16 protein-coding genes are annotated in these 21,187 nt (G+C 38.6%); 5 read left to right on the forward strand and 11 right to left on the reverse strand.

The window, feature by feature from the left end:
- Window positions 1–133: 133 nt before the first annotated feature.
- Window positions 134–1,015 carry an NAD-dependent epimerase/dehydratase family protein gene (locus tag HCH28_RS11320; protein ID WP_221681008.1) on the forward strand — a complete coding sequence of 294 codons (882 nt, stop codon included), beginning with the start codon at window positions 134–136 and terminating at the stop codon, window positions 1,013–1,015.
- Between the two features lie 105 nt (window positions 1,016–1,120).
- Here the strand turns inward: HCH28_RS11320 and HCH28_RS11325 are convergent, their stop codons facing one another.
- The 5 genes from HCH28_RS11325 to acsA all read right to left on the reverse strand — a co-directional run bounded on the left by HCH28_RS11325 (window position 1,121) and on the right by acsA (window position 7,361).
- Window positions 1,121–2,251, reverse strand: coding sequence for an acetylornithine transaminase (locus HCH28_RS11325; RefSeq protein WP_221681094.1), 1,131 nt, complete (start codon window positions 2,249–2,251; stop codon window positions 1,121–1,123).
- A gap of 73 nt (window positions 2,252–2,324) precedes the next feature.
- Window positions 2,325–3,110, reverse strand: a complete 786-nt coding sequence (argB, locus tag HCH28_RS11330; RefSeq protein WP_221681009.1) for an acetylglutamate kinase — start codon at window positions 3,108–3,110, stop codon at window positions 2,325–2,327.
- Complete coding sequence (gene argJ, locus HCH28_RS11335) at window positions 3,073–4,305, reverse strand: bifunctional glutamate N-acetyltransferase/amino-acid acetyltransferase ArgJ (protein WP_221681010.1); 1,233 nt, start codon at window positions 4,303–4,305, stop codon at window positions 3,073–3,075. Before argJ ends, argB begins: the two co-directional genes overlap by 38 nt.
- Window positions 4,306–4,361: 56 nt before the next feature.
- Complete coding sequence (argC, locus tag HCH28_RS11340; protein ID WP_221681011.1) at window positions 4,362–5,396, reverse strand: N-acetyl-gamma-glutamyl-phosphate reductase; 1,035 nt, start codon at window positions 5,394–5,396, stop codon at window positions 4,362–4,364.
- Window positions 5,397–5,633: 237 nt separating this feature from the next.
- Window positions 5,634–7,361: an acetate--CoA ligase gene (gene acsA, locus HCH28_RS11345; protein ID WP_370635378.1), complete on the reverse strand. Its 1,728-nt coding sequence runs from the start codon at window positions 7,359–7,361 to the stop codon at window positions 5,634–5,636.
- 321 nt (window positions 7,362–7,682) lie between these two features.
- Here acsA and HCH28_RS11350 point away from each other — a divergent pair, with 321 nt between their 5' ends.
- The 3 genes from HCH28_RS11350 to HCH28_RS11360 are packed head-to-tail and all read left to right on the forward strand — an operon-like array spanning window position 7,683 to window position 10,147.
- Window positions 7,683–8,315 carry a GNAT family N-acetyltransferase gene (locus HCH28_RS11350; protein WP_221681012.1) on the forward strand — a complete coding sequence of 211 codons (633 nt, stop codon included), beginning with the start codon at window positions 7,683–7,685 and terminating at the stop codon, window positions 8,313–8,315.
- A 24-nt stretch (window positions 8,316–8,339) separates the two neighbouring features.
- Window positions 8,340–8,987 (forward strand): acetoin utilization AcuB family protein, encoded by a 648-nt coding sequence (locus HCH28_RS11355; RefSeq protein WP_004226115.1) that lies wholly within the window; start codon window positions 8,340–8,342, stop codon window positions 8,985–8,987.
- Window positions 8,987–10,147, forward strand: a complete 1,161-nt coding sequence (locus HCH28_RS11360; RefSeq protein WP_221681013.1) for an acetoin utilization protein AcuC — start codon at window positions 8,987–8,989, stop codon at window positions 10,145–10,147. Before HCH28_RS11355 ends, HCH28_RS11360 begins: the two co-directional genes overlap by 1 nt.
- Before the next feature lie 185 nt (window positions 10,148–10,332).
- Here the strand turns inward: HCH28_RS11360 and ccpA are convergent, their stop codons facing one another.
- Entirely contained in the window at window positions 10,333–11,337 is a 1,005-nt protein-coding gene (gene ccpA, locus HCH28_RS11365; RefSeq protein ID WP_221681014.1) for a catabolite control protein A, read from the reverse strand.
- A 174-nt stretch (window positions 11,338–11,511) separates the two neighbouring features.
- Complete coding sequence (locus tag HCH28_RS11370) at window positions 11,512–12,597, reverse strand: bifunctional 3-deoxy-7-phosphoheptulonate synthase/chorismate mutase (RefSeq protein WP_004226108.1); 1,086 nt, start codon at window positions 12,595–12,597, stop codon at window positions 11,512–11,514.
- 173 nt (window positions 12,598–12,770) lie between these two features.
- On the opposite strand from HCH28_RS11370, the gene pilM reads away from it, so the two are divergent.
- Window positions 12,771–14,924 carry a pilus assembly protein PilM gene (gene pilM / locus HCH28_RS11375; protein ID WP_221681015.1) on the forward strand — a complete coding sequence of 718 codons (2,154 nt, stop codon included), beginning with the start codon at window positions 12,771–12,773 and terminating at the stop codon, window positions 14,922–14,924.
- Between the two features lie 53 nt (window positions 14,925–14,977).
- On the opposite strand, the gene HCH28_RS11380 is transcribed toward pilM, so the two are convergent.
- From HCH28_RS11380 to HCH28_RS11395, 4 genes are all read right to left on the reverse strand, one after another.
- Window positions 14,978–15,478 (reverse strand): YtxH domain-containing protein, encoded by a 501-nt coding sequence (locus HCH28_RS11380; protein WP_221681016.1) that lies wholly within the window; start codon window positions 15,476–15,478, stop codon window positions 14,978–14,980.
- A gap of 135 nt (window positions 15,479–15,613) precedes the next feature.
- A complete protein-coding gene (locus tag HCH28_RS11385; RefSeq protein WP_004226103.1) occupies window positions 15,614–16,117 on the reverse strand; it encodes a DUF948 domain-containing protein in 504 nt (167 codons plus the stop codon).
- 109 nt (window positions 16,118–16,226) lie between these two features.
- A complete protein-coding gene (murC, locus tag HCH28_RS11390; RefSeq protein WP_221681017.1) occupies window positions 16,227–17,540 on the reverse strand; it encodes a UDP-N-acetylmuramate--L-alanine ligase in 1,314 nt (437 codons plus the stop codon).
- A 229-nt stretch (window positions 17,541–17,769) separates the two neighbouring features.
- Window positions 17,770–20,928, reverse strand: a complete 3,159-nt coding sequence (locus tag HCH28_RS11395) for a DNA translocase FtsK (RefSeq protein WP_221681018.1) — start codon at window positions 20,926–20,928, stop codon at window positions 17,770–17,772.
- Window positions 20,929–21,187: the final 259 nt, after the last annotated feature.

Below are 21,187 nucleotides of genomic sequence, written 5' to 3' on the forward strand. Positions count from 1 at the left end.
TCCATTATGCCTTAGCAAGCATTTGTAGTAGATAATCAATTAAACAGACTTACTGCATTTTACTTATGAATTGTAGTTAGTCTGTTTTTTTGTCATTATTAAGAGGACTACTATTTTGAAGGGGTGAAAATATATGAACATATTGATTTTAGGAGGCACGCGTTTTTTTGGAAAAAAGCTAGTTGATCTTTGTATTCAAAATGGACATAATGTAACGATTTTAACACGTGGTCAAAGTGGCAATCCCTTTGGTACACATGTTAAGCAATTAGTAGTAAATCGTAATGATCGTGATGCTTTAGAACAGGCACTAGCCAATACAACATGGGACATTGTCTATGATAATATTTGCTATGCGCCCAACGAGGCACAAGCGATTTGCGAGATATTAAAAGGGAAAACGAAAAAGCTGGTCTTTACTTCTACTCTTTCAACCTATGAGGTAGATGGTAAAATGAAAAAGGAAGAAGACTTTGATCCATACCAGTATCAAATTCGCATGGGACATCAAGAGCAATTTTCTTATGGAGAAGGAAAACGACAAGCGGAGGCAGTATTATTCAAAGAAGCTTCATTCCCAGTCGTAGCTGTACGTTTCCCAATTGTGATGGGTGAAGATGATTATACTCGACGTTTACATTTCCACGTTGAACATATTTTACAGAATCAGCCGATTACTTTACCGAACATTGATGCAAAGATGAGTTATATTACAGATGAAGAAGCAGCTGAATTTTTATACTTTGCGGGTGTTACTCCTATTGAGGGACCATACAATGCTACCGCATCAGGGGCAATGTCTCTCAAAGATCTAATTGCTCTAATCGAAGAAGCGAGTGGTCAGCGCGCAAAAATTTCCCTCATTGGTGGTGATGAGGAATCACAGTCTCCTTATGGGGTGCCTGCTGATTGGTATATGTCCAATGCAAAGGCCGAGAAGGCAGGATTTACGTTTAGTCAGCTTGAAGATTGGCTACCAAAATTAGTGACAACATTAGTAAAACAGCTACAGTAGCATTTATAGCGCAAAGAATCTACTAGATACTAGCAGATTCTTTGTTCATTCCTAATTTCAAAGGGATTTTTGCCGCTGGTGCCTCACTTTCATTGCTTAAGTGTATCACGGTAATATGTTCTTTAAAATAGTTACTGCTTTATCAATCTCTTCCTTTGTGACCGTTAATGGAGGCAAGAGACGAATAACTGTTGGCCCTGCCCCTACTAATAAAAGACCACTTTCTTCCGCTGCCGCGATATAAGGCGCTATTTCCGTGTCCCCACAGCCAATCCCTAACAAGAGACCCTGACCTTGAACAGTATAGCTAGAAGGTAAATGAGACCTTAGTTGTGCCACAAAATAGGTAGATATTTCTCGTACATGCTGTAAAAAATCCGGCTCAAACACATGATTCAAAACAGCTTGTGCCACATTCATCGCAAGAGGGTTTCCACCAAATGTTGTACCATGTGTTCCTGGACTAAATGTAGCATGAAGCTCAGCAGTTCCGAGCATTGCACCAACAGGGAAACCACCACCTAAGCCTTTTGCCAAAGTTATGATATGTGGCTTTAATACCGTTTGTTCAAATGCATAGCGTGTTCCTGTTCGCCCAATGCCCGTTTGCACTTCATCAACAATTAGTAGTATACCTTGCTCCTCACAGACTTTTGCAATAGCTGCTGCAAATTCTGCCGATACACTATTAACGCCACCCTCTCCCTGAATCATTTCTAACATTATAGCTGCCACAGAATCATCAACGGTTGCTTCAAGTGTAGCAGCATCATTAAAGGGCAAAATCGAAAATTTTTCTACGAGTGGTCCAAAGCCATTATGTACTTTGCCTTGACCTGTTGCAGACATTGCTCCAAAGGTACGACCATGGAATGATTTTTCAAATGTAATAATATGATGTTTGCCTGTATGCTTACGAGCTAATTTAATGGCCGCTTCATTAGCCTCAGCCCCGCTATTACAAAAAAAGGCATGTGAAAAGTGTGTATTAGCAATTAATTTTTCTGCCACCTTTTCCTGACCTGGTATTTCAAAAAGATTTGAAATATGCCATAGCTTTTCGCTTTGCTCTTGAAGTGCCTGTACAACGGCTGGATGAGCATGTCCAAGACTCACCACAGCAATGCCACTAGTAAAATCCAAGTATTGCTTCCCTGTTGAATCCTCAACAATTGTCCCCTGACCTTTGACAATTTGTGCACGACGCTTGCCGTAATTCTCAAATAAAACACTCATCTTATCATCTCCACTATCATTTAAAATAGTTTCTTTCAACAACTATACTTCTCAAGCTATCCTATTTAGAACACTAGGAAGAAAGAAGTTCACTTGTGGCTACAATTGTTGTACCAATTAAAGTTGCACCTACGATTTGTACAGAAGGAATCCCTGCCCGTAAACAGTCAATCGCTCCTTGCACTTTCGGAATCATTCCACCGTAAATATGGCCCTGCTCTGTCCATTGATCTATAAGACTAGGTGTAGCTATTGCTTGATATTCATCTTCAATACGGATACCACTCACATCCGTCACGAGTAGTAAGCTATCTGCTCCGACGGCTAAAGCAATTTCACTGGCTACCGTATCGCCATTAATATTAAGAGCCTGACCTGCTTCGGTGGCACCTACGCAGGCAATAACAGGTACAATCCCTACACCCATTAAAGCTTCCAATAAGGATGTATTGATATTTTTAATAGCTCCGACATAGCCATAAGTCTCTTGATCTAAAAAATCTACGACCATCAACTGACCATCAAAGCCATTTAATCCGATGGCTGCTATACCAGCTGTTGTTAACTCATGAACTAATGCAGTGTTTACTTGCCCTATTAGGGTCGATTGGACAACTTTAATTGCAGCCTCGTTCGTGACACGTATTCCATTTAATGTATGTGATTGTATGCCTTGGACAGCTAATTCTCGATTTATGGCTGGCCCACCTCCGTGGGTAATAATCAGCTGTACTCCACTCTCTTGTAATCTTTTAAAATTATCAAAGAAAGCCTCATTTAAACCTTCCAGTGTACTGCCCCCAAGCTTAATGACCATACGTTTATGAGCGGTATGATGCATTGATTTGAACATAGTCATATGTTAAGTCACATCCCCAAGCATGCCCCTTACCATCACCCACACCAAGGGACACATAGATTTTTACTTCATGCATTTTTAATATTTGAATTAACTCATCCTCAGAAAAAGGAATTGGTTCACCGTTTTCTACCATAGTAGCACCACCGATTTGGATGGTAATTTTATCTGGATCAACTGTTGCGCCACTATACCCTACTGCTGCAATAATACGCCCCCAGTTAGCATCACAGCCGAAAACAGCAGTCTTTACAAGTGGTGAACCAACGACTGTTTTTGCAATTTTACGTGCCTCCTCGTCTGAAATTGCACCAACAACTTCCACTTCGATAAGCTTCGTTGCTCCTTCACCATCTTTGGCAATCATTTTTGCTAAATCTTCCGCTACTGTTTGCAAAGTGTAAAAGAAATTTTGCCAATCTGGATGCTCTGGTGTTAAAGAATTATTCCCTGCCAAGCCATTAGCCAATATTACCACTGTGTCATTAGTGGACGTATCCCCATCAACTGTAATAGCGTTAAATGTTAAATTAGTAATAGTCGATAAAGCTGCTTGCAACACCTCAGATTCAATATTGGCATCTGTTGTAATAAAGCCTAGCATTGTGGCCATATTAGGTTCGATCATACCTGAACCTTTTGCTACACCTGCAACAATAACTTCCTTGCCATCCACAGTTGTACTATAGCTTGTGTTTTTCATGACGGTATCTGTTGTCAAAATAGCCTGTGCAAAGTCAATCGCACTTTCTAAATTGTCCTTTGGCTCTAACTGTAGAATACCGTTTGCTACTGGCTCTAATTTCATCATTTCTCCAATAACACCCGTCGAGCAAACTCCCACCAAATTTGGTGCAATCCCTAATTTTTCCGCAGCTAGCGCTTGCATTGTTTGGGCATCTTTTACACCTTGTTTACCTGTACAAGCATTCGCATTGCCTGAATTGACGATCATCGCTTGCATTTTCTTAGTTGCATAAACAACTTCCTTCGTAACTTTTAATGGTGCTGCTTGCACAGCGTTTGTAGTAAAAACACCCGCAACACTTGCTGGGACTTCACTTACCAAAAGGGCTAAATCCTTTTTCTTATGCTTTAAACCACAGTGTAATCCAGCTGCCTTAAAGCCTTTTGGTGAAACAATATTTTTACTTGATAATTTTTTCATTAGAGTCGTTGAAGTGGTAACTGTCATCCGAAATTCCTCCTTAGATTAATAAATAAGAGAAGCATACAGTTTCCTGCATGCTGTTAAATAAAGAACGGTACGACATCTAGCCCTGTCGTTTGGGGTAAGTCAAATTGCACATTCATATTTTGGATAGCTTGCCCTGCTGCTCCTTTGACAAGGTTATCAATTACACTAACAATTGTAGCGCGATTTGTACGGGGATCTACTTTCGCTAGAATGTCACAATAATTTGATCCCTTGACACGATTTGTCCCTAAACTAGATGCATCCGTAACGATTCGAACAAATGGGTGATTCTCATAGGTTGCCTGTAAGCAAGTGATCAATTGCGACTCTGTAATTCCCTGCATTACTGGTGCATAGGAGGTCGCCAAAATTCCCCTAGTCATTGGAACCAGATGCGTATTAAAAGTAACCTTTGTATCTGCTTGAGCAAACATGGAAAGTGCCTGTTCAATTTCGGGAATATGTTGATGTGTATTTACTTTATAGATCGAAAAATTCTCATTTGTCTCACTAAAATGGGTAGTTTGTGAGGGCTTATTGCCTGCTCCTGAAATGCCACTCTTTGCATCAATAACTAGAAAACTAGGATCAATCAAACGTTCTTTTACAAGTGGTAGTAAGGATAATAAAACTGCTGTTGGGTAGCAACCCGGATTAGCAACGAGTGTTGCTTGACGTATAAGCTCTGCATTCCATTCTGTTAAACCATATACACTTTGTTGAACACTATGGAACGGTGCAGCTTTTTTGCCATACCAGGTTTCATAGCTTGCTAGATCTTTTAACCGAAAATCACCAGATAAATCGATTAGCTTTGGTCCTTTCCCAACCAAAGGCGGTAATAGCTCACTTGTCACTCCAGATGGTGTACTCGTAAAAACAACATCGAATTTTTCTAAAGTGTCATACGCTATCTTTTGTAACGGTGTATCAGCTATCCTAACAAGATGACCAAATTTCGAAGAAAATTGGACACCCTCTTCTGAAGAAGTAAATAAATCAATTCGTTCCACAGCTGGATGATTATGTAAAAATCGAATAAGTTCTAGACCACCATATCCAGTTGCTCCAACAATACCTACTTTCACTGCACTCACCTCTGAAATAAGTTAAAAATAGTATACGTCTGCATATTTATTAAGTCAACTGAATTTTTATTTAATTCATTGTTTTTTTGAAACAGATAATATTTCACCTACTCTCACTTCTATACTATTGTAAAAACAGAAAAAAGAAGGCAAGAATCCTTTCGCCCATCGAATGAATCCCTGCCTTCTTTTTATGCACATGTTGTATAAATATCAATTGATGTTTTAGATAATTAATTAATCTTCCATTGTTGATAAATCACCAGTTGGTAAATTTAATTCCCAAGCTTTCAAAACACGACGCATAATCTTACCACTACGTGTTTTTGGCAATTTATCTTTAAATTCTATTTCACGTGGTGCTGCATGTGCAGATAAACCTTTTTTAACAAAATCACGTATATCTTCAATTAATGCATCAGAAGGTTCAACCCCTTCTCGTAAGGATACAAAGGCTTTAATGATTTCGCCTCGCACCGGATCTGGTTTCCCGATAACACCTGCTTCAATTACATCCGGATGCTCAAGTAGCTTACTTTCTACTTCAAAAGGTCCTACACGTTCACCAGCCGTCATAATGACATCATCCACACGCCCCTGGAACCAGAAGTAACCTTCATCATCCATATAGGCAGAATCTCCAGAAACGTACCATTCTCCTTTCAGGAAATAAGACTCATAACGCTCTGGGTTTCCCCAAATTTGGCGCATCATGGCAGGCCAACCACGACGAATAGCTAGATTCCCCATTGTAAATGGTGGTACCTCATTGCCTGCATCATCTACAATCGTTGCATGAATACCAGGAAGAGGTTTCCCCATTGAACCTGGCTTAATATCCATCGAAGGATAATTACAAATCATATGTGCTCCCGTCTCTGTCATCCACCATGTATCATGTATACGATGACCTAGTTCCTCTACTCCCCAGCGAATAACTTCTGGATTTAACGGCTCACCAACAGACAGCACATGGCGTAAAGATGTTAGATCATAGCTTTCAAGCAAGCCACTACCTGCCCCCATCAGCATACGGAACGCTGTTGGTGCACTATACCACACTGTCACACTATAATCTTCAATAGCCTGATACCATGCTTGTGGTGAAAATCTTCCTCCGACGATTAGCATTGTTACACCGTTTAACCACGGACCAAAAATGCCATAGGCTGTTCCTGTAACCCATCCAGGATCGGCTGTACACCAATAAATATCATCTTCACGTAAATCAAGTACCCATTGCGTCGATTGATATTGCTGAATCATAGCATTATGGACATGCAATACGCCCTTTGGAGCACCTGTTGATCCAGAGGTATAGTGAAGAATCATCCCATCTTCTCTGTCTACCCACTCTATATCAAAATGAGCTGAAGCTTCTTTTAAATGTTTAGTAAAGTCTAGGATTTGAGCTGTTTCCTCAATGCCCTCCCCTACTAAAAAGATATGCTCCAATTTAGGTAATTTAGCTAAGGGTACACGTTCAAGTAAAGCGGGTGTCGTGACTAATACTTTCGCCTCACTATCAGCAAGTCGATCATACACGGCACCTTCCATAAAAGCTTCAAACAATGGTCCAACAATAACCCCCATTTTCAACGCACCTAATAATGAAAAATAAAGCTCAGGTGAACGAGGCATAAAAATAAATAAACGATCACCTTTCTGCAGATTAGTAGTCGTTTTAAAAACGTTTGCTGCTTTGTTTGTTAACCTTTTCATTTCATTAAATGAATATGCCTCTTTCCGTTTACCATCATTAAAATACAATGCCACCTTATTTTTGCGGTGTGTTTCGGTATGGCGATCAATGGCCTCATATGCCATATTCACTAAACCTGTTTCGCTCCAACTAAATGCCTTTTCCGTATCTGCCCAATTATGAGATTCTGCCACTTCTTCATAATTCGTTAAATGGTGTTGACCAGGTAAAGCCATTAACTTCTCCTTCATTTTCATCCCCATGAAAATACCCCTTTCTTTGCTTTTGTTTTTGACTAAATTTCAACAATCCCCCCTGTTGAAAATCAGAGAATTTTTCAAAAGCAAAATTGATATGTAGCATTTGTTATATAACAGTTATCCGTAGTATTAATGGTCGAATCCCTAATGGCACTACTTTTATCTGTTAAATAACAGAAGCAATATAATCTTATTTTACACGAATTAGGATGGATTGTCTCAATATTTTTATTTTTCCAAAAATACAGGTATATTTTGCAAAAATAAGCGTTTTTACGCAAGAAATCAGCTATAATGGAATTATTAAACTCAGGTGGTGTAATTATGGAACATAAAAAAACTTTTTTTTCTGTCACAAAGGAAACAAAGCATGGTACTGTGTATGTGGAAGGACCTGTGCCTCCAGAAAAATTAGCTACATATTCATTCCATGAAGGCTTGGTTGCCTTCAGACCTCCAAAACAGCAACAGCAGGCCCTTATAGAAATTGCTGGACTACCCGAAGGCCGAATTATTATTATTCGAAACCAAGATATTATTGTAGGCTATGTTACCTATCTTTACCCCGATCCACTTGAACGATGGGCAGAAGATCGTATCGATGACATGATTGAATTAGGTGCCATTGAAGTCATTCCAGACTACCGTGGTACTGGTGCTGGGAAGGCACTACTAGCCGTTTCATTTATGGGGGATGAAATGGAAGATTATCTTGTGATTACTACCGAGTACTATTGGCATTGGGATTTAAAAGGAACTGGTTTAAATGTTTGGGATTACCGCAAAATGATGGAGAAAATGATGAGCTCTGCTGGTTTCGAATATTTTGCAACAGATGATCCTGAAATTACATCACATCCAGCCAATTGCCTGATGGCACGCGAAGGAAAACGGGTGCCTCCTGAGACAATGGAAAGATTTGATAGACTTCGTTTTAGAAATCGTTTCATGTATTAAAACTAATACAAAGGGGATGCTTATATGATTGTAGAAGAAATTATGAATGATAAGCCTTATACATTAGCTCCTACCAATACAGTGCAGGAGGCACTAAAGTTAATGCGTGAAAAGAAAGTTCGTCATTTACCAGTTGTAGATGATGAACAACACGTTTTAGGAGTAATTACTGAACGAGATATTAAAGAGGTCTTGCCCTCATCTTTGCAGGATGAACCAAACTCTCCTATTTTTAATGCAAAAGTAGAGGATATTATGGTGAAAGACCCCCTTATAGGTCATCCACTAGATTTTGTTGAAGAGGTAGCACTGACGTTTTACGAATCAAAAATAGGCTGTTTACCTATCGTCTCTGGTGGAAAATTGGTAGGCATTGTTACCACAACAGATTTACTCTATACATATATAGAGCTGACTGGTGCTACAGAGCCTGGGTCAAAAATCGAGATTCGGGTATCCGATACACCGGGAGTTTTATTTGAAATTACAAAAATATTTCATCAACATCATGCCAATGTTCAAAGCGTCTTAGTTTATCCTGACTCTGAAAATACACAAAACAAAATTTTAAGCGTCCGAGTAAAAACACTAAATCCTTTAGCAATGATTGAAGATCTACGCAAAGAGGGCTTTGATGTCCTATGGCCAAATTTACCAGGTGTTTCACTATAATGAAAAAGGCTGTATTCGTTTACTCGCCAGAACAACTCGGATATAAATTTTCAGATACACATCCTTTCAATCATAAACGCTTGACGCTAACTATGGATTTACTAAAAAATATTAATGCTCTCGATGATGTAGATATTGTACCAGCACGTGTTGCAACGGAAGAAGAACTATTGCTTGCACATGACTCAAAATATATAGATATCGTAAAAAAAGCAGGGCATGGTGAATTATCAGAAGCACAATGTGAAAGCTACGGGATTGGCACTGAAGATACCCCCATTTTTGAAAATATGCATGAAGCAAGTGCACAGCTAGTTGGTGGAACTTTAACCGCTGTTGATTATGTAATGGAAGGAAAAGCCGAACACGCCCTTAACCTTGGTGGAGGACTCCATCATGGTTTCCGTGGTCGTGCATCAGGTTTTTGTATTTACAATGATAGCACAGTGGCTATTCGTTACTTACAGGAAAAGTACAACGCTCGTGTACTTTATGTAGATACAGATGCCCATCATGGGGATGGTGTCCAATGGAGCTTTTATGAGGATCCTAATGTTTGTACACTGTCCATACATGAAACTGGTCGTTATCTATTCCCTGGAACCGGAAATATTACTGAGCGTGGCAATGGTCAAGGCTATGGAACCTCCTTTAATTTTCCAATGGATGCATTTACTGAGGATGAAAGTTTTCTAGAGATCTATGAACAGTCAATGCGAGAGATTTTTGAATTTTTCAAGCCAGATGTTGTATTAACGCAAAATGGGGCAGATGCACATTATTTTGATCCATTAACACATTTACATGGAACAATGAATATTTATCGCGAAATTCCTAAGCTAGCTCATCAATTAGCACATGAATATTGTGATGGTCGATGGATTGCAGTGGGTGGCGGTGGCTACGATATTTGGCGAGTGGTGCCCCGTGCCTGGTCCATGTTATGGTTGGAAATGACTGACCAAGTGTTACCAATGGGGCCACTCCCTCAAGCATGGTTGGATCGCTGGCAACCAGAAGCCCCTGTTCCTTTTATTCCAACATGGGAGGACCCGATGCCTTTATATGAGCCAATTCCGCGTAAAGCAGAAATAGAGGAAAAGAATGCTCAAATGTTAGCCAAATCGCTACATATTATTCGGAATGAAAGACGGGATTAATTTCTTGGCCTCACGATATTCGTGGGGCTTTTTAAATTAGATTAATGCTTTTGGTCTTTTGGTCGTATATCCATCAATTCTTTTGTTCTATCCCTCATTTTTGAAACGCTATCCTCTATTTTTGACGTTCCTTCCAGTAAAAAAACACGCAAATCCTTCATAAGCGATTTACGTGTTAGGTATCATTATTTACTTTTGACAGATTGTCGATGCTCAATACGGTGTGGTAAAATAACCGATTCGTCCTCAACAGTTTCCTTGCTCATTAATTTTGTCAGCAGACGCATTGCAACAGCTCCAATATCGTAAAGCGGTAGCGCGACACTTGTTAACTGTGGGCGAACCATTCGTGCTAACTTTGAGTTCTCAAAGCTGATAACTTCAATATCTTCTGGAACATTTTTGCCCGCATCTTGTGCGCCATGAATTAAACCGATGGCCAGTTCGTCACTTCCTGCAAAATAAGCTGTTGGTGGCTGTTCAAGAGCAGATAAAATTTCCCATGCCTCTAAGCCCATATCATAGCTGGACTCTTCTGCAGCAATTAATGCTTCATCTATTGGTAAACCAGCATCCTGCAATGCTTTCTTATAGGCTGCTAGCTTGAATTTTCCGTTAATTGTATACGAAAGTGGACCCGTTACGAAACCAATGCGTGTATGTCCATTTTGAATTAGTAAAGATATCGCTTCATAAGCCGCCTGGAAATAATCGATATTGACAGTTGCAATTGTTTGGGATTCATCCACAGAGCCTGCAAGCACAATTGGTACTGGCGAATGATCCATCGTTTGCTGCATCTTTTCTGTTACTTCATCACTCATCATCACAATACCATCAACCTGTTTTCCAAGCATTGTATCCAGTAGCTGTAACTCTTTATCTTCATGTTGATCTGAGTTGGCTAAAATAATATTGTAACGATACATTGTGGCAATATCCTCTACACCACGAGCCAGCTCTGCATAAACATTGTTTGCAATATCTGGGATAATCACGCCAACTGTTGTTGTTTTCTTACTTGCTAATCCACGCGCTACAGCGTTTGGACGGTATTCTAATCGTTCAATTACTTCTAGTACTTTTTTTCGTGTTGCTGGTTTTACGTTTTGATTACCATTGACTACACGAGAGACCGTTGCCATAGAAACATTTGCTTCTCTTGCAACATCATAAATTGTAACAGTCATCGTACGTGCCTCCCTTTTTTCCTATTATAGCCTTATCATACGATAATTTTCATATTATTTTCAAGAAGAACTACGTAAAAACCAAGTACTAATAGTCCTATTCTAGACATTATTTTGTCACGATATAACAAACACCGCCTGCCGAAGTAAGCAAGCGGTGTTCGCTGTTAACAATTAAGCATGAATTTCATGATTTTTCATGAATTTTTGTAGTGTTTCATAGAATGCGTCAAATGTTGGGATGTCCATTTGTTGTTGTGAGTCAGACAATGCAACAGATGGATCTGGATGCACTTCTGCCATGACGCCATCAGCACCGATGGCAATCGCTGCTTTTGCACATGGTAATAATAAATCACGACGCCCTGTTGAATGCGTAACATCTACGAATACTGGCAAATGCGTTTCTTGTTTTAAAACTGGTACGGCTGAAATATCTAATGTATTACGAGTTGCTTTTTCATAAGTACGGATACCACGTTCACAAAGGATAATGTTTTCATTTCCTTTAGACATAATGTATTCGGCAGCATGAATGAATTCATCAATTGTTGCAGCTAAGCCTCGTTTTAATAATACAGGTTTATTTGTTGCACCTGCTGCTTTTAATAATTCAAAGTTTTGCATATTACGTGCACCAATTTGGATGACATCAATATAATCCAATGCTTCCTCTAAATGACCTGGTGTCACGATTTCTGTAATAACACCTAAACCATATTCCTCGGACACACGTTTTAAGATTTTCAGACCTTCTAATCCAAGACCTTGGAAGTCATAAGGAGAAGTACGTGGCTTATAAGCACCACCACGAATTAACTTTTCGCCTTTTGCTTTAATAGAAGCGGCAACTGCTGCTACTTGCTCATAAGACTCAACCGCACAAGGACCGAATACGAAAGATGGTTTTCCTTGTCCAATTAATTCACCATTGATATTAATAATTGTATCTTCTGACTTCTTCTTACGAGATACAAGCAACTCTTTCTTTTTATCAGCTTCAAGTTGTTTTAAAGCTGTTTTAAAGATTTGCTTAAATATATAATCAACCGTCATTTGGTTTAATGGACCTTGATTGTGTTCTTTAATAAGATCAAGCATGTGTCTTTCACGCAGCGGATCATAGCGATTCACACCTTGTTTTTCTTTAATTTTACCGATTTCATCAACTACAGCTGCACGCTCATTAATTAGACGAAGAATTTCTAAGTTTAAACCGTCTATTTGACTACGTAAGCTTTCTAAATCTTTTTGGCTCATGCTTTCTTGCTCCTCTCCTCATGACAGACACTTTCAGAACTCTGAAATGTATGTTACATTTTTAGATAATAGCATTATTATAATCAATGTTGTTCAGAATGTCACGCATTTTTAATTTAGCGCTTCAACTCGCTAAATTATTTTCAAGTATGACGCGAAAGGAAGCGATTACATTGAGTTCTAAACTATTCGCACTTGATATTGGCACTCGCTCTGTGGTCGGGATTATTCTCCAAGAAGAAAATGACCATTTTCATGTGGAAGATATTTTAGTAAAAGAGCATAAAGAACGTGCCATGGTAGATGGACAAATACATAATGTCATGTATGTGGCAGAATTAATTAATGAAATAAAACGTGAACTTGAAGAGAAACATGGACCTCTCACAAAGGTAAGTGTCGCTGCAGCAGGTCGATCTTTGAAAACTGAACAAGCTAGTGTGACCATCAATATACGTAATCGACCCATTTTTACTGAAGAAGATATTAGTCGCTTGGAACTTCAGGCTGTTCAACAAGCACAGCAGCAACTCTTGCAACAAAAAGAGGATGCAAAAATTAGCCACTATTATTGTGTAGGTTACTCAGTCCTGTATTATCGCTTGGATGGCGAGGAGATTGGAAGCCTGTTGGATCAACAAGGGGATGAAGCCCAAATCGAAGTGATAGCAACATTTCTACCTCGGGTGGTGGTGGAATCATTGATTGCTGCTCTTAAACGAGCTGATTTAGAGATGGAAGCATTGACATTAGAACCGATTGCTGCCATTAATGTGCTGATTCCTCCAACGATGCGTCGCTTAAATGTGGCACTTGTTGATATAGGGGCAGGGACATCAGATATTGCCATTACGGATAAAAGTACAGTTGTAGCTTATGGCATGGTCCCTACAGCTGGCGATGAAATAACAGAAGCTTTAAGCGACCACTATTTGCTAGACTTCCCTGTAGCTGAAGAGGCTAAACGTCAGCTACAAACCTCTGAAGAGATATTGATTCAAGATATTTTAGGCTTTGATCAGTTCTATCCCAAAGAAGAGGTTTTTTTAGCTATTGAGCCTGCAGTGAAACAGTTGGCGAAGTCTATCGGAGAAGAAATTTTACGACTCAATAACCGAGTAGCACCCAAAGCCGTTATGCTGGTTGGTGGAGGTAGTTTAACACCCAACCTTACTACAGAACTAGGTCAAGTTCTAAATTTACCAGCTAATCGTATTGCTGTTCGAGGCATTGATGCTATTCAAAACTTAACAAAAGAAGAACATATAAAAGCCTCACCTGAATTAGTCACACCTATTGGTATTGCCATTGCTGCTAAAAAGATGCCGATTCAATATATGAGTTTAACAGTCAATAATCAAGTGGTACGTCTTTTTGAACTAAAAGAAATGACTGTGGCTGATGCCTTTCTAGCTGCAAATATTCGCGCAAAGCAATTATATGGAAAACCAGGACATGGGCTATCTATCAGTGTCAACGGACAGGACATTTTTATACCAGGCGGACATGGTCAGCCTGCTGAAATATTGGTAAACGGGCAACAGGCATCTACAAAAAGCCTGATTAAAACTGGAGATGCCATTCAGTTAATAGAAGGCCAAGATGGGCAACAGGCGACGGCTACAGTAAGAGATCTTATAGATGATGCAGCAATAAAGACAGTGACAATTCAAAACACCCAATATGTGATTGAGCCGAAAATTACTGTCAATAACTCTTCTGCATCACTCGATACCGTTTTAAATGATCGTGATATCGTCGTTTTTGATATTGCCGAAACAATTGAGGATGTCTTTAAAATCACTAATAATTGGCATTTGTTAAAACAATTTGAGTCCTATACGATTCAAGTGGATGGACAACCTTTATATTTACCAGAATTTTCCCCTCAGCTAATGATTAATGGAAAAGTAGCAAAATTGAGCTATGCTGTACAAAATGGAGATGTGATAAGCTTCCAACAACCATCTCTACCAACAGTACAACACATCGCAGACCAAATGAATCTTTTGCTAGAGGATAAAATCATTATTCATTTCCAACAGGAAGTTTTGGAACTAAAGAAGACTGCAAATGAAGCAATTGTTAATAAAATGGTTGTATCACCACAGTCCACTGTACACAATGGAGCGACTTTAATATTTAAAGAAAAGGATCGCAGTCGTTGGATTTATCAAGATGTTTTCCGATTCTCTAATTGGCAGCTACCAAGCAACTTTAAGGGGAATTTTACAATTTTAAGAAATGGCCAGACAGCGAGCTTTGATACAGAGATATTTGGTGGTGATCAATTAGAAATAATATTAGAATCTACACCTATCATTTAAAAAAAGGGATACGTTACAACTTTATCTTGTAACGTATCCCTTTATATTATGCATTATGCACGAACTTCTTCATTTGTTTCTTCTTTTTGATCTGCGTTTTCTGTCGTTTCTTCGGCTTTTGGTTCCTCACTTGGAATGTAATCCTCTAATGGTTCTTCCCCTTCAAAGGAAACCGTACCATCATCAAAAACAGTTGGTGCTTTTGCGGTTTTTAGTGTTTTTACTTTCTCTACTAATTGTGTAGATTGCTCTTGAATTTGTTTAGAAAGTTGAACTGTTTTATCTTTTGCAGTTGTCGAGAAGTCTGTACTCTTATCTTTTAGCTGAACAGCTTGTACAGCCACATCACTGCGTAAATCTTTTCCTGATTTTGGAGCTAACAGTAGACCTGCAGCAGCCCCTACGATTCCACCAACTAATGCGCCAATCACAAAATCCTTCATGTTAACACGCTCCTCTTCATAAATCGAGTCTTGTGGATGATAAAGCTGAGGCAAAGAACTTTCAAGCTGCTGTTCCTTTACTTCGTTAAAATTTGGCTTTTGAGTTGTCATGCAACAATTCCTCCCCATCTAATTATCAAATTTGTCTAGACTGGTTGTCCATCTACTTTCACAGATGCATCTTCAACTTATATGTCTAAGACTTTATTTTTATTCAGCCAGCATAGAATACTCACTGAATAATTATCATTTTTTACGACCCCATTTTCTTTTTGGTGTTTCTTCTACTTGCACAGTTTCAAATGCATAGGCATCTGGTGATACCGATTCCTGCTCGATGATTTTGCGTTTTTTCCATTTATCCGCAATCCCCATCGCAACGTTACTCCATTGTACAACTTGTGCAATTTTTTCTTCATTTTGTTCTACGCTTTTAGAAACAGAAGAAGTGATCTGCTGAACAGAATTATTTAAACCATTAACGGAGTCACCAATACCTTTAACAGCTTGAACAACTGAATTTAATTGTTCAGATTTATGTTGAATATCCTCTGCTAAGCTATTTGTTTTTGATAATAAAGACGTTGTTTCGCGTGTAATGCCTTCCATTTGGCCTTCAATCCCAGATAATGTCCCAGCTAAGCTGTTTAGGATGGATTTAAGCGAGAATAGTGTCATGCCCACGCTCACACATAAGATTAAAAAACCGATTGCAGCAATAATGGCTGCAATATACAAAATCACTTCCATAAGTTGACCTCCTGCTAGTAAATTGTCTTTACTATTACTTTCCCTATCTTCGACAAAAAAAACGGAATTCCTGCTTAAATTTGAGAAAAAACAGCTTAACCCCTACGGACTAAGCTGTTTCATTGTTTTTAAGCACGTCTTCAAAAGCATCTTGGAACTTGTGAACATCACCAGCGCCCATAAATAAGAATACTGCGCCATTATGTTTTGTTAATATATCAATTCCTTCAGTGGTAATCACTGCACTGCCTTCAATAAGTGACGCTAAATCATGAATAGAAAGTGCGCCTTGCGTTTCTCTCGCAGAGCCAAATATATCACATAAATAGGCTGTATCAGCAAGGCTCAAACTATCCGCAAAATCTTGTAAAAAAGCTTGTGTACGTGTAAATGTATGTGGTTGGAAAATCGCAACTAGCTCACGCTCAGGATATTTTTGTCGTGCTGATTGAATTGTCGCACGAATTTCCGTTGGATGGTGTGCATAGTCATCTATTAAAACATTATCCCCTATATTGGTCTCAGTAAAACGTCTTTTTACACCTTTATACGTGTGTAAACGCTCCTGAATAATATCTGGAGAAATGCCTTCATATTCACATAGCGTAATAACCGCCAATGTATTTAAAACAGCATGATCTCCAAATAATGGGATAAAGAAAGTGCTATAAAATTCATTACGTACAAAAACATCAAATTTTGTACCCTCAGTTGTTTTTTCAACATTACGTGCTTCAAAATCATTTTCGGCACCAAATCCATAATACACAACTGGTACTTTTGCTTGAATACGTTGAAGCTGTTCATCATCACCACATGCGATAATTGCTTTTTTCACTTGTAATGCTAATGATTGAAATGCAGAATATACGTCCTCTATATTAGCGAAGTAGTCTGGATGATCAAAATCGATGTTCGTCATCACAGCATAATCAGGATTATAGGCTAAAAAGTGACGGCGGTATTCACACGCCTCCATCACAAAGAAATCAGCATTTTCATGACCTGCCCCAGTACCATCACCAATTAAATAAGATGTCGGTTTATAGCCACCTACTACATGTGCCATTAAACCAGTCGTAGACGTTTTACCATGTGCACCTGTGATGGCAATGGATGTATAGTTGCCAATATATTCACCTAAAAATTTATGGTAACGAATGACTTCTACACCTATTTCTCGAGCACGTACTAATTCAGGGTGATCATCAGAAAATGCATTACCTGCGATCACTGTCATACCTTCTTTAATATTATCTGCATTAAATGTAAAAATTGGAATATTACGTTCACGTAACGGCTGCTCCGTGAAGAAATATTTATCGACATCTGAGCCCTGTACTTGTTCACCAGCATCAAATAAGATTTGAGCAAGCGAACTCATGCCAGAACCTTTAATGCCTGTGAAATGAAAAACTGTCATTAATTAAACCCCCCGGGAATTTCAATATCCCATCTATCATCTATTAGGTGTATCGTATTATTTCACGAATGGTTAGGTATTAATACCTTCACAAGTGTTAAAAAATACGTACTATTCAACACATCTTGTCTATTATAGCACTTTTTATGCATAAGGATAGATGTGTAACTTTTCTAAAAAAACTAAATTCGACGTAAATTAGATAATCTAGACGAAAACAATGCAATTCTTATTCAAACATAGTAATTAAATCTTCTTCGGTAATGTAACTTTCACGTGGCTTACTTCCTCTTGCTTCCGAAACAAAACCATGTGATTCTAACATGTCAATTAAACGAGCAGCACGATTATAGCCTATATGATACTTTCGTTGAATCAATGAGGTAGAAGCGCCACCTTGCTCATAGACAAATCGGCAAACATCTTCAAATAAATCGTCCTGTTCTGCCGACACCTCTGTTTTCTTTAATAATTCCTCTTGATCGAAAATATAATCAGGCTCACCCTGTTCACGAACATGCTCAATAATCGATTCAATTTCATCATCTGTTACAAAAGTTCCCTGTAAACGCACTGGCGCTGACATACCATTACCTAAATATAGCATATCCCCTCGACCAAGTAACCTTTCTGCTCCCTGCCCATCTAAAATGGTACGAGAATCAATTTGAGAGGAAACGGCAAAGGCAATACGTGTAGGGATATTTGATTTGATTAACCCTGTAATAACATCCACTGAAGGTCTTTGTGTTGCAACAATTAAATGGATACCACATGCACGTGCCTTTTGAGCAATACGGCAAATGGCCTCCTCTACATCTGCTGGAGACATCATCATTAAATCAGCTAGCTCATCAATGACAATTAAAATGTAAGGCAACTTCAGGCTATGTTCATTATTTTTATCTGCTATGGCGTTAAAACGTGTAATATCACGTGCACCTGCATGAGCAAATAGTTGATAGCGACGCTCCATTTCCTCAACTGCCCATTTAAGTGCAGCCGTTGCCGCCTTTACATCTGTAATGACAGGACTAACTAAATGCGGAATATGGTTAAAAGGCGCCAGTTCTACCATTTTAGGGTCGATCAGCATGAGTTTTAGCTCGTGTGGTGCAGCTTTATATAATAAACTAACCAAAATAGAATTAATACAAACGGATTTACCCGAACCTGTAGCACCAGCGATTAAGCCATGTGGCATTTTACGTAGATCTAACGTAACAGGCTTTCCAGTCAAATCAAGTCCTAATGCTGCCTCTAATGGTGAATCTGACTCAACAAAGGAGGGACTATTTGTTACCTCAGATAAGCGAACAGCTCGTGATACCCGATTTGGGATCTCAATACCGATCGAACTCTTCCCAGGAATTGGTGCTTGAATACGAATATCTTTTGCTGCTAAGGCAAGTTTTAAATCATCTGCTAAGTTTCGAATTTTACTAACCTTTGTACCATGGCTCACCGTTATTTCAAATTGAGTAACGGCAGGACCTTGCATAATCGATTCAATTTGTGCAGAAACTTGGAAATAAGATAGTGCTTCGACTAATGTGTCGCCCTGTTGCTCCATCCAATCCGTATCTTGTGTTTTTTCCTCTGGTGGCTCTAGGTATTCATCCGTAGGCTTTTGATAGACGTGAGCAGGCTTTGCTGGTAACTCAACTTCTACTTCTACTACTTGATTCTCAACAGATTCTACTGGAGCATACTCTACAATTTCTGAAACGACTTCAGGTTCGATAGCTAGTTCTGGTTCTGACACTTGTTCCCGTTCTGAAGCTAGTTCAAGTCGTTCTGAAGCTAGTTCAAGTTCTGGTTCTAACTCAAGCTTTGGCTCAATAGTTGCAGAAATTTCATCTGCAGTGGTTTTTTCAATTTCTATTCTTTCATTTGTTGAGATACTTGACATTGATGTAACAGGAGCCATTGTAATTACAGCAATAGGCTCTTCAGCATTGCTTTTTGTAGTGACACTTTCTACTTCATCTTTTATATCAAGTTGCACTGGACCATCTACTTGCAATTGAACATTCTCTGTCATATGGAAATCGTTGTCATCTTTTGATGGTGAAACGGACATTTCATTTGTTGTCATGCTGTCTAAGGACGATGATTTTTCTGGCATCACATCCACTAGTTTGTTTTTCTCTGTTTCCGGCTTGCTCTCTACACGTATAGGCTGATGAGCCATCTTTAATTGCTGTTGGATTCTCCATTTTTCTTTATCTGTTTTTAACATGAGTACATTAAATGGAATTCGACTTTTGTCTTCCCTCGATGCAGTATCAGGAGATTGGTCATCCATTGACGGTTGAACGACAGTAACTTCTCCAATATGGATCGTAGAATTTTCAATTTGTACTTGTTCCACAATCATTTCTTTGACATGGATTTCGGATTGATCTGCTGAAAGTTGTTGAACTGTTTGATCTTGAACAACAGCTTCCTTCTCTTGCCCTTCAAAATCCATAGCAAAAGAAGTCGTTTGAGGCACAGCTACATTTGATGCCAAATTTTCCTTATCATCGTTCTCTTCAACCAACAGTTCTTCCTCAAAAATAATTGGTTCACTTACTGTCAAAATTTCTTTCGATTGAATAATCTCATGGTGTTCGGATACAACCGTTTGGTTTGTGCTAGCCGGCTCTTTTTCTTCTAGTATATTTTCATTGACCTCATTTGTTGTCGCTTCTTTTAAAGGCTTTGCAACAGTTACCTTTTCAACTGCCTGTACATCGGTTTCTTGCTTCTCGTATTCCTCTTTTCTTTTATCTAATAATTCTTTGATGGGACTTGGTTTTGCAAAACCATAGACAGGTGAAGGCACATCTGTTGGAACAAATCTTTTGCGATTCTCAGGCATAATATTTTCAACTTTTTGTTCTTTTCGCTGACTCTTTTCTTTTGGTGCAGGTGCAGTCATAGGACTTATATTAGCTGTTTCATTTTGTGCATCACGAAACACTAAGCTTGCTCTTGAACGAAATTCTTGTTCTGAAGGCTGACTTTTCATCGTTGTTTTTCTACCTGTACGTTTAGAGCGATTTGCTAGTAAATCTCGAATTCCTGAAACCTCTACATCATAAACACTAGAATCGACAATATGATGATTTAAATGTTTTGGTAACGATAATTCCCCTATTTGTCCATATTCATCATCTTCCATTTGATCAAACATTTCTTTTGAGGACGTATAGGAAGCCTCACCTTCATCATCGTCAATCAAAGGAAAACGGAAAGTCTTTTGCTTAGAGATTGGTGGTTCTTTTTGTGTATGTAATTGCTCCGACTGAACTTCTCCATAATCCTCATAATATTCTTCATACTCATAGTCTTCATCTTCTTTATTAATAAATTTACTAATTTGTTTTTTAAACCAGTTCACTTCGTTTCACTCATTTCTCTTACACTTCATTTATAGCATTGTCTAGTTTTAAATTTATCAATAGCTCAATGTCTACATCAAAAAGCATACCATAAAAACGGTCTTGAAACTTGCATTTAGAGGCTCATTCTAAACAAAAAAATCGTTATGCTACTAGCATATTAGTAACATAACGATTTAGGGCATTTCACCTTGACACAAGGAATAATATCATGATAAAACCTTTAAATTTTAATAATTTCTTTTTTAAATAGGGAAA

This window comes from Lysinibacillus sp. K60, assembly GCF_019731275.1.
GTDB classification, from domain to species: domain Bacteria; phylum Bacillota; class Bacilli; order Bacillales_A; family Planococcaceae; genus Lysinibacillus; species Lysinibacillus capsici.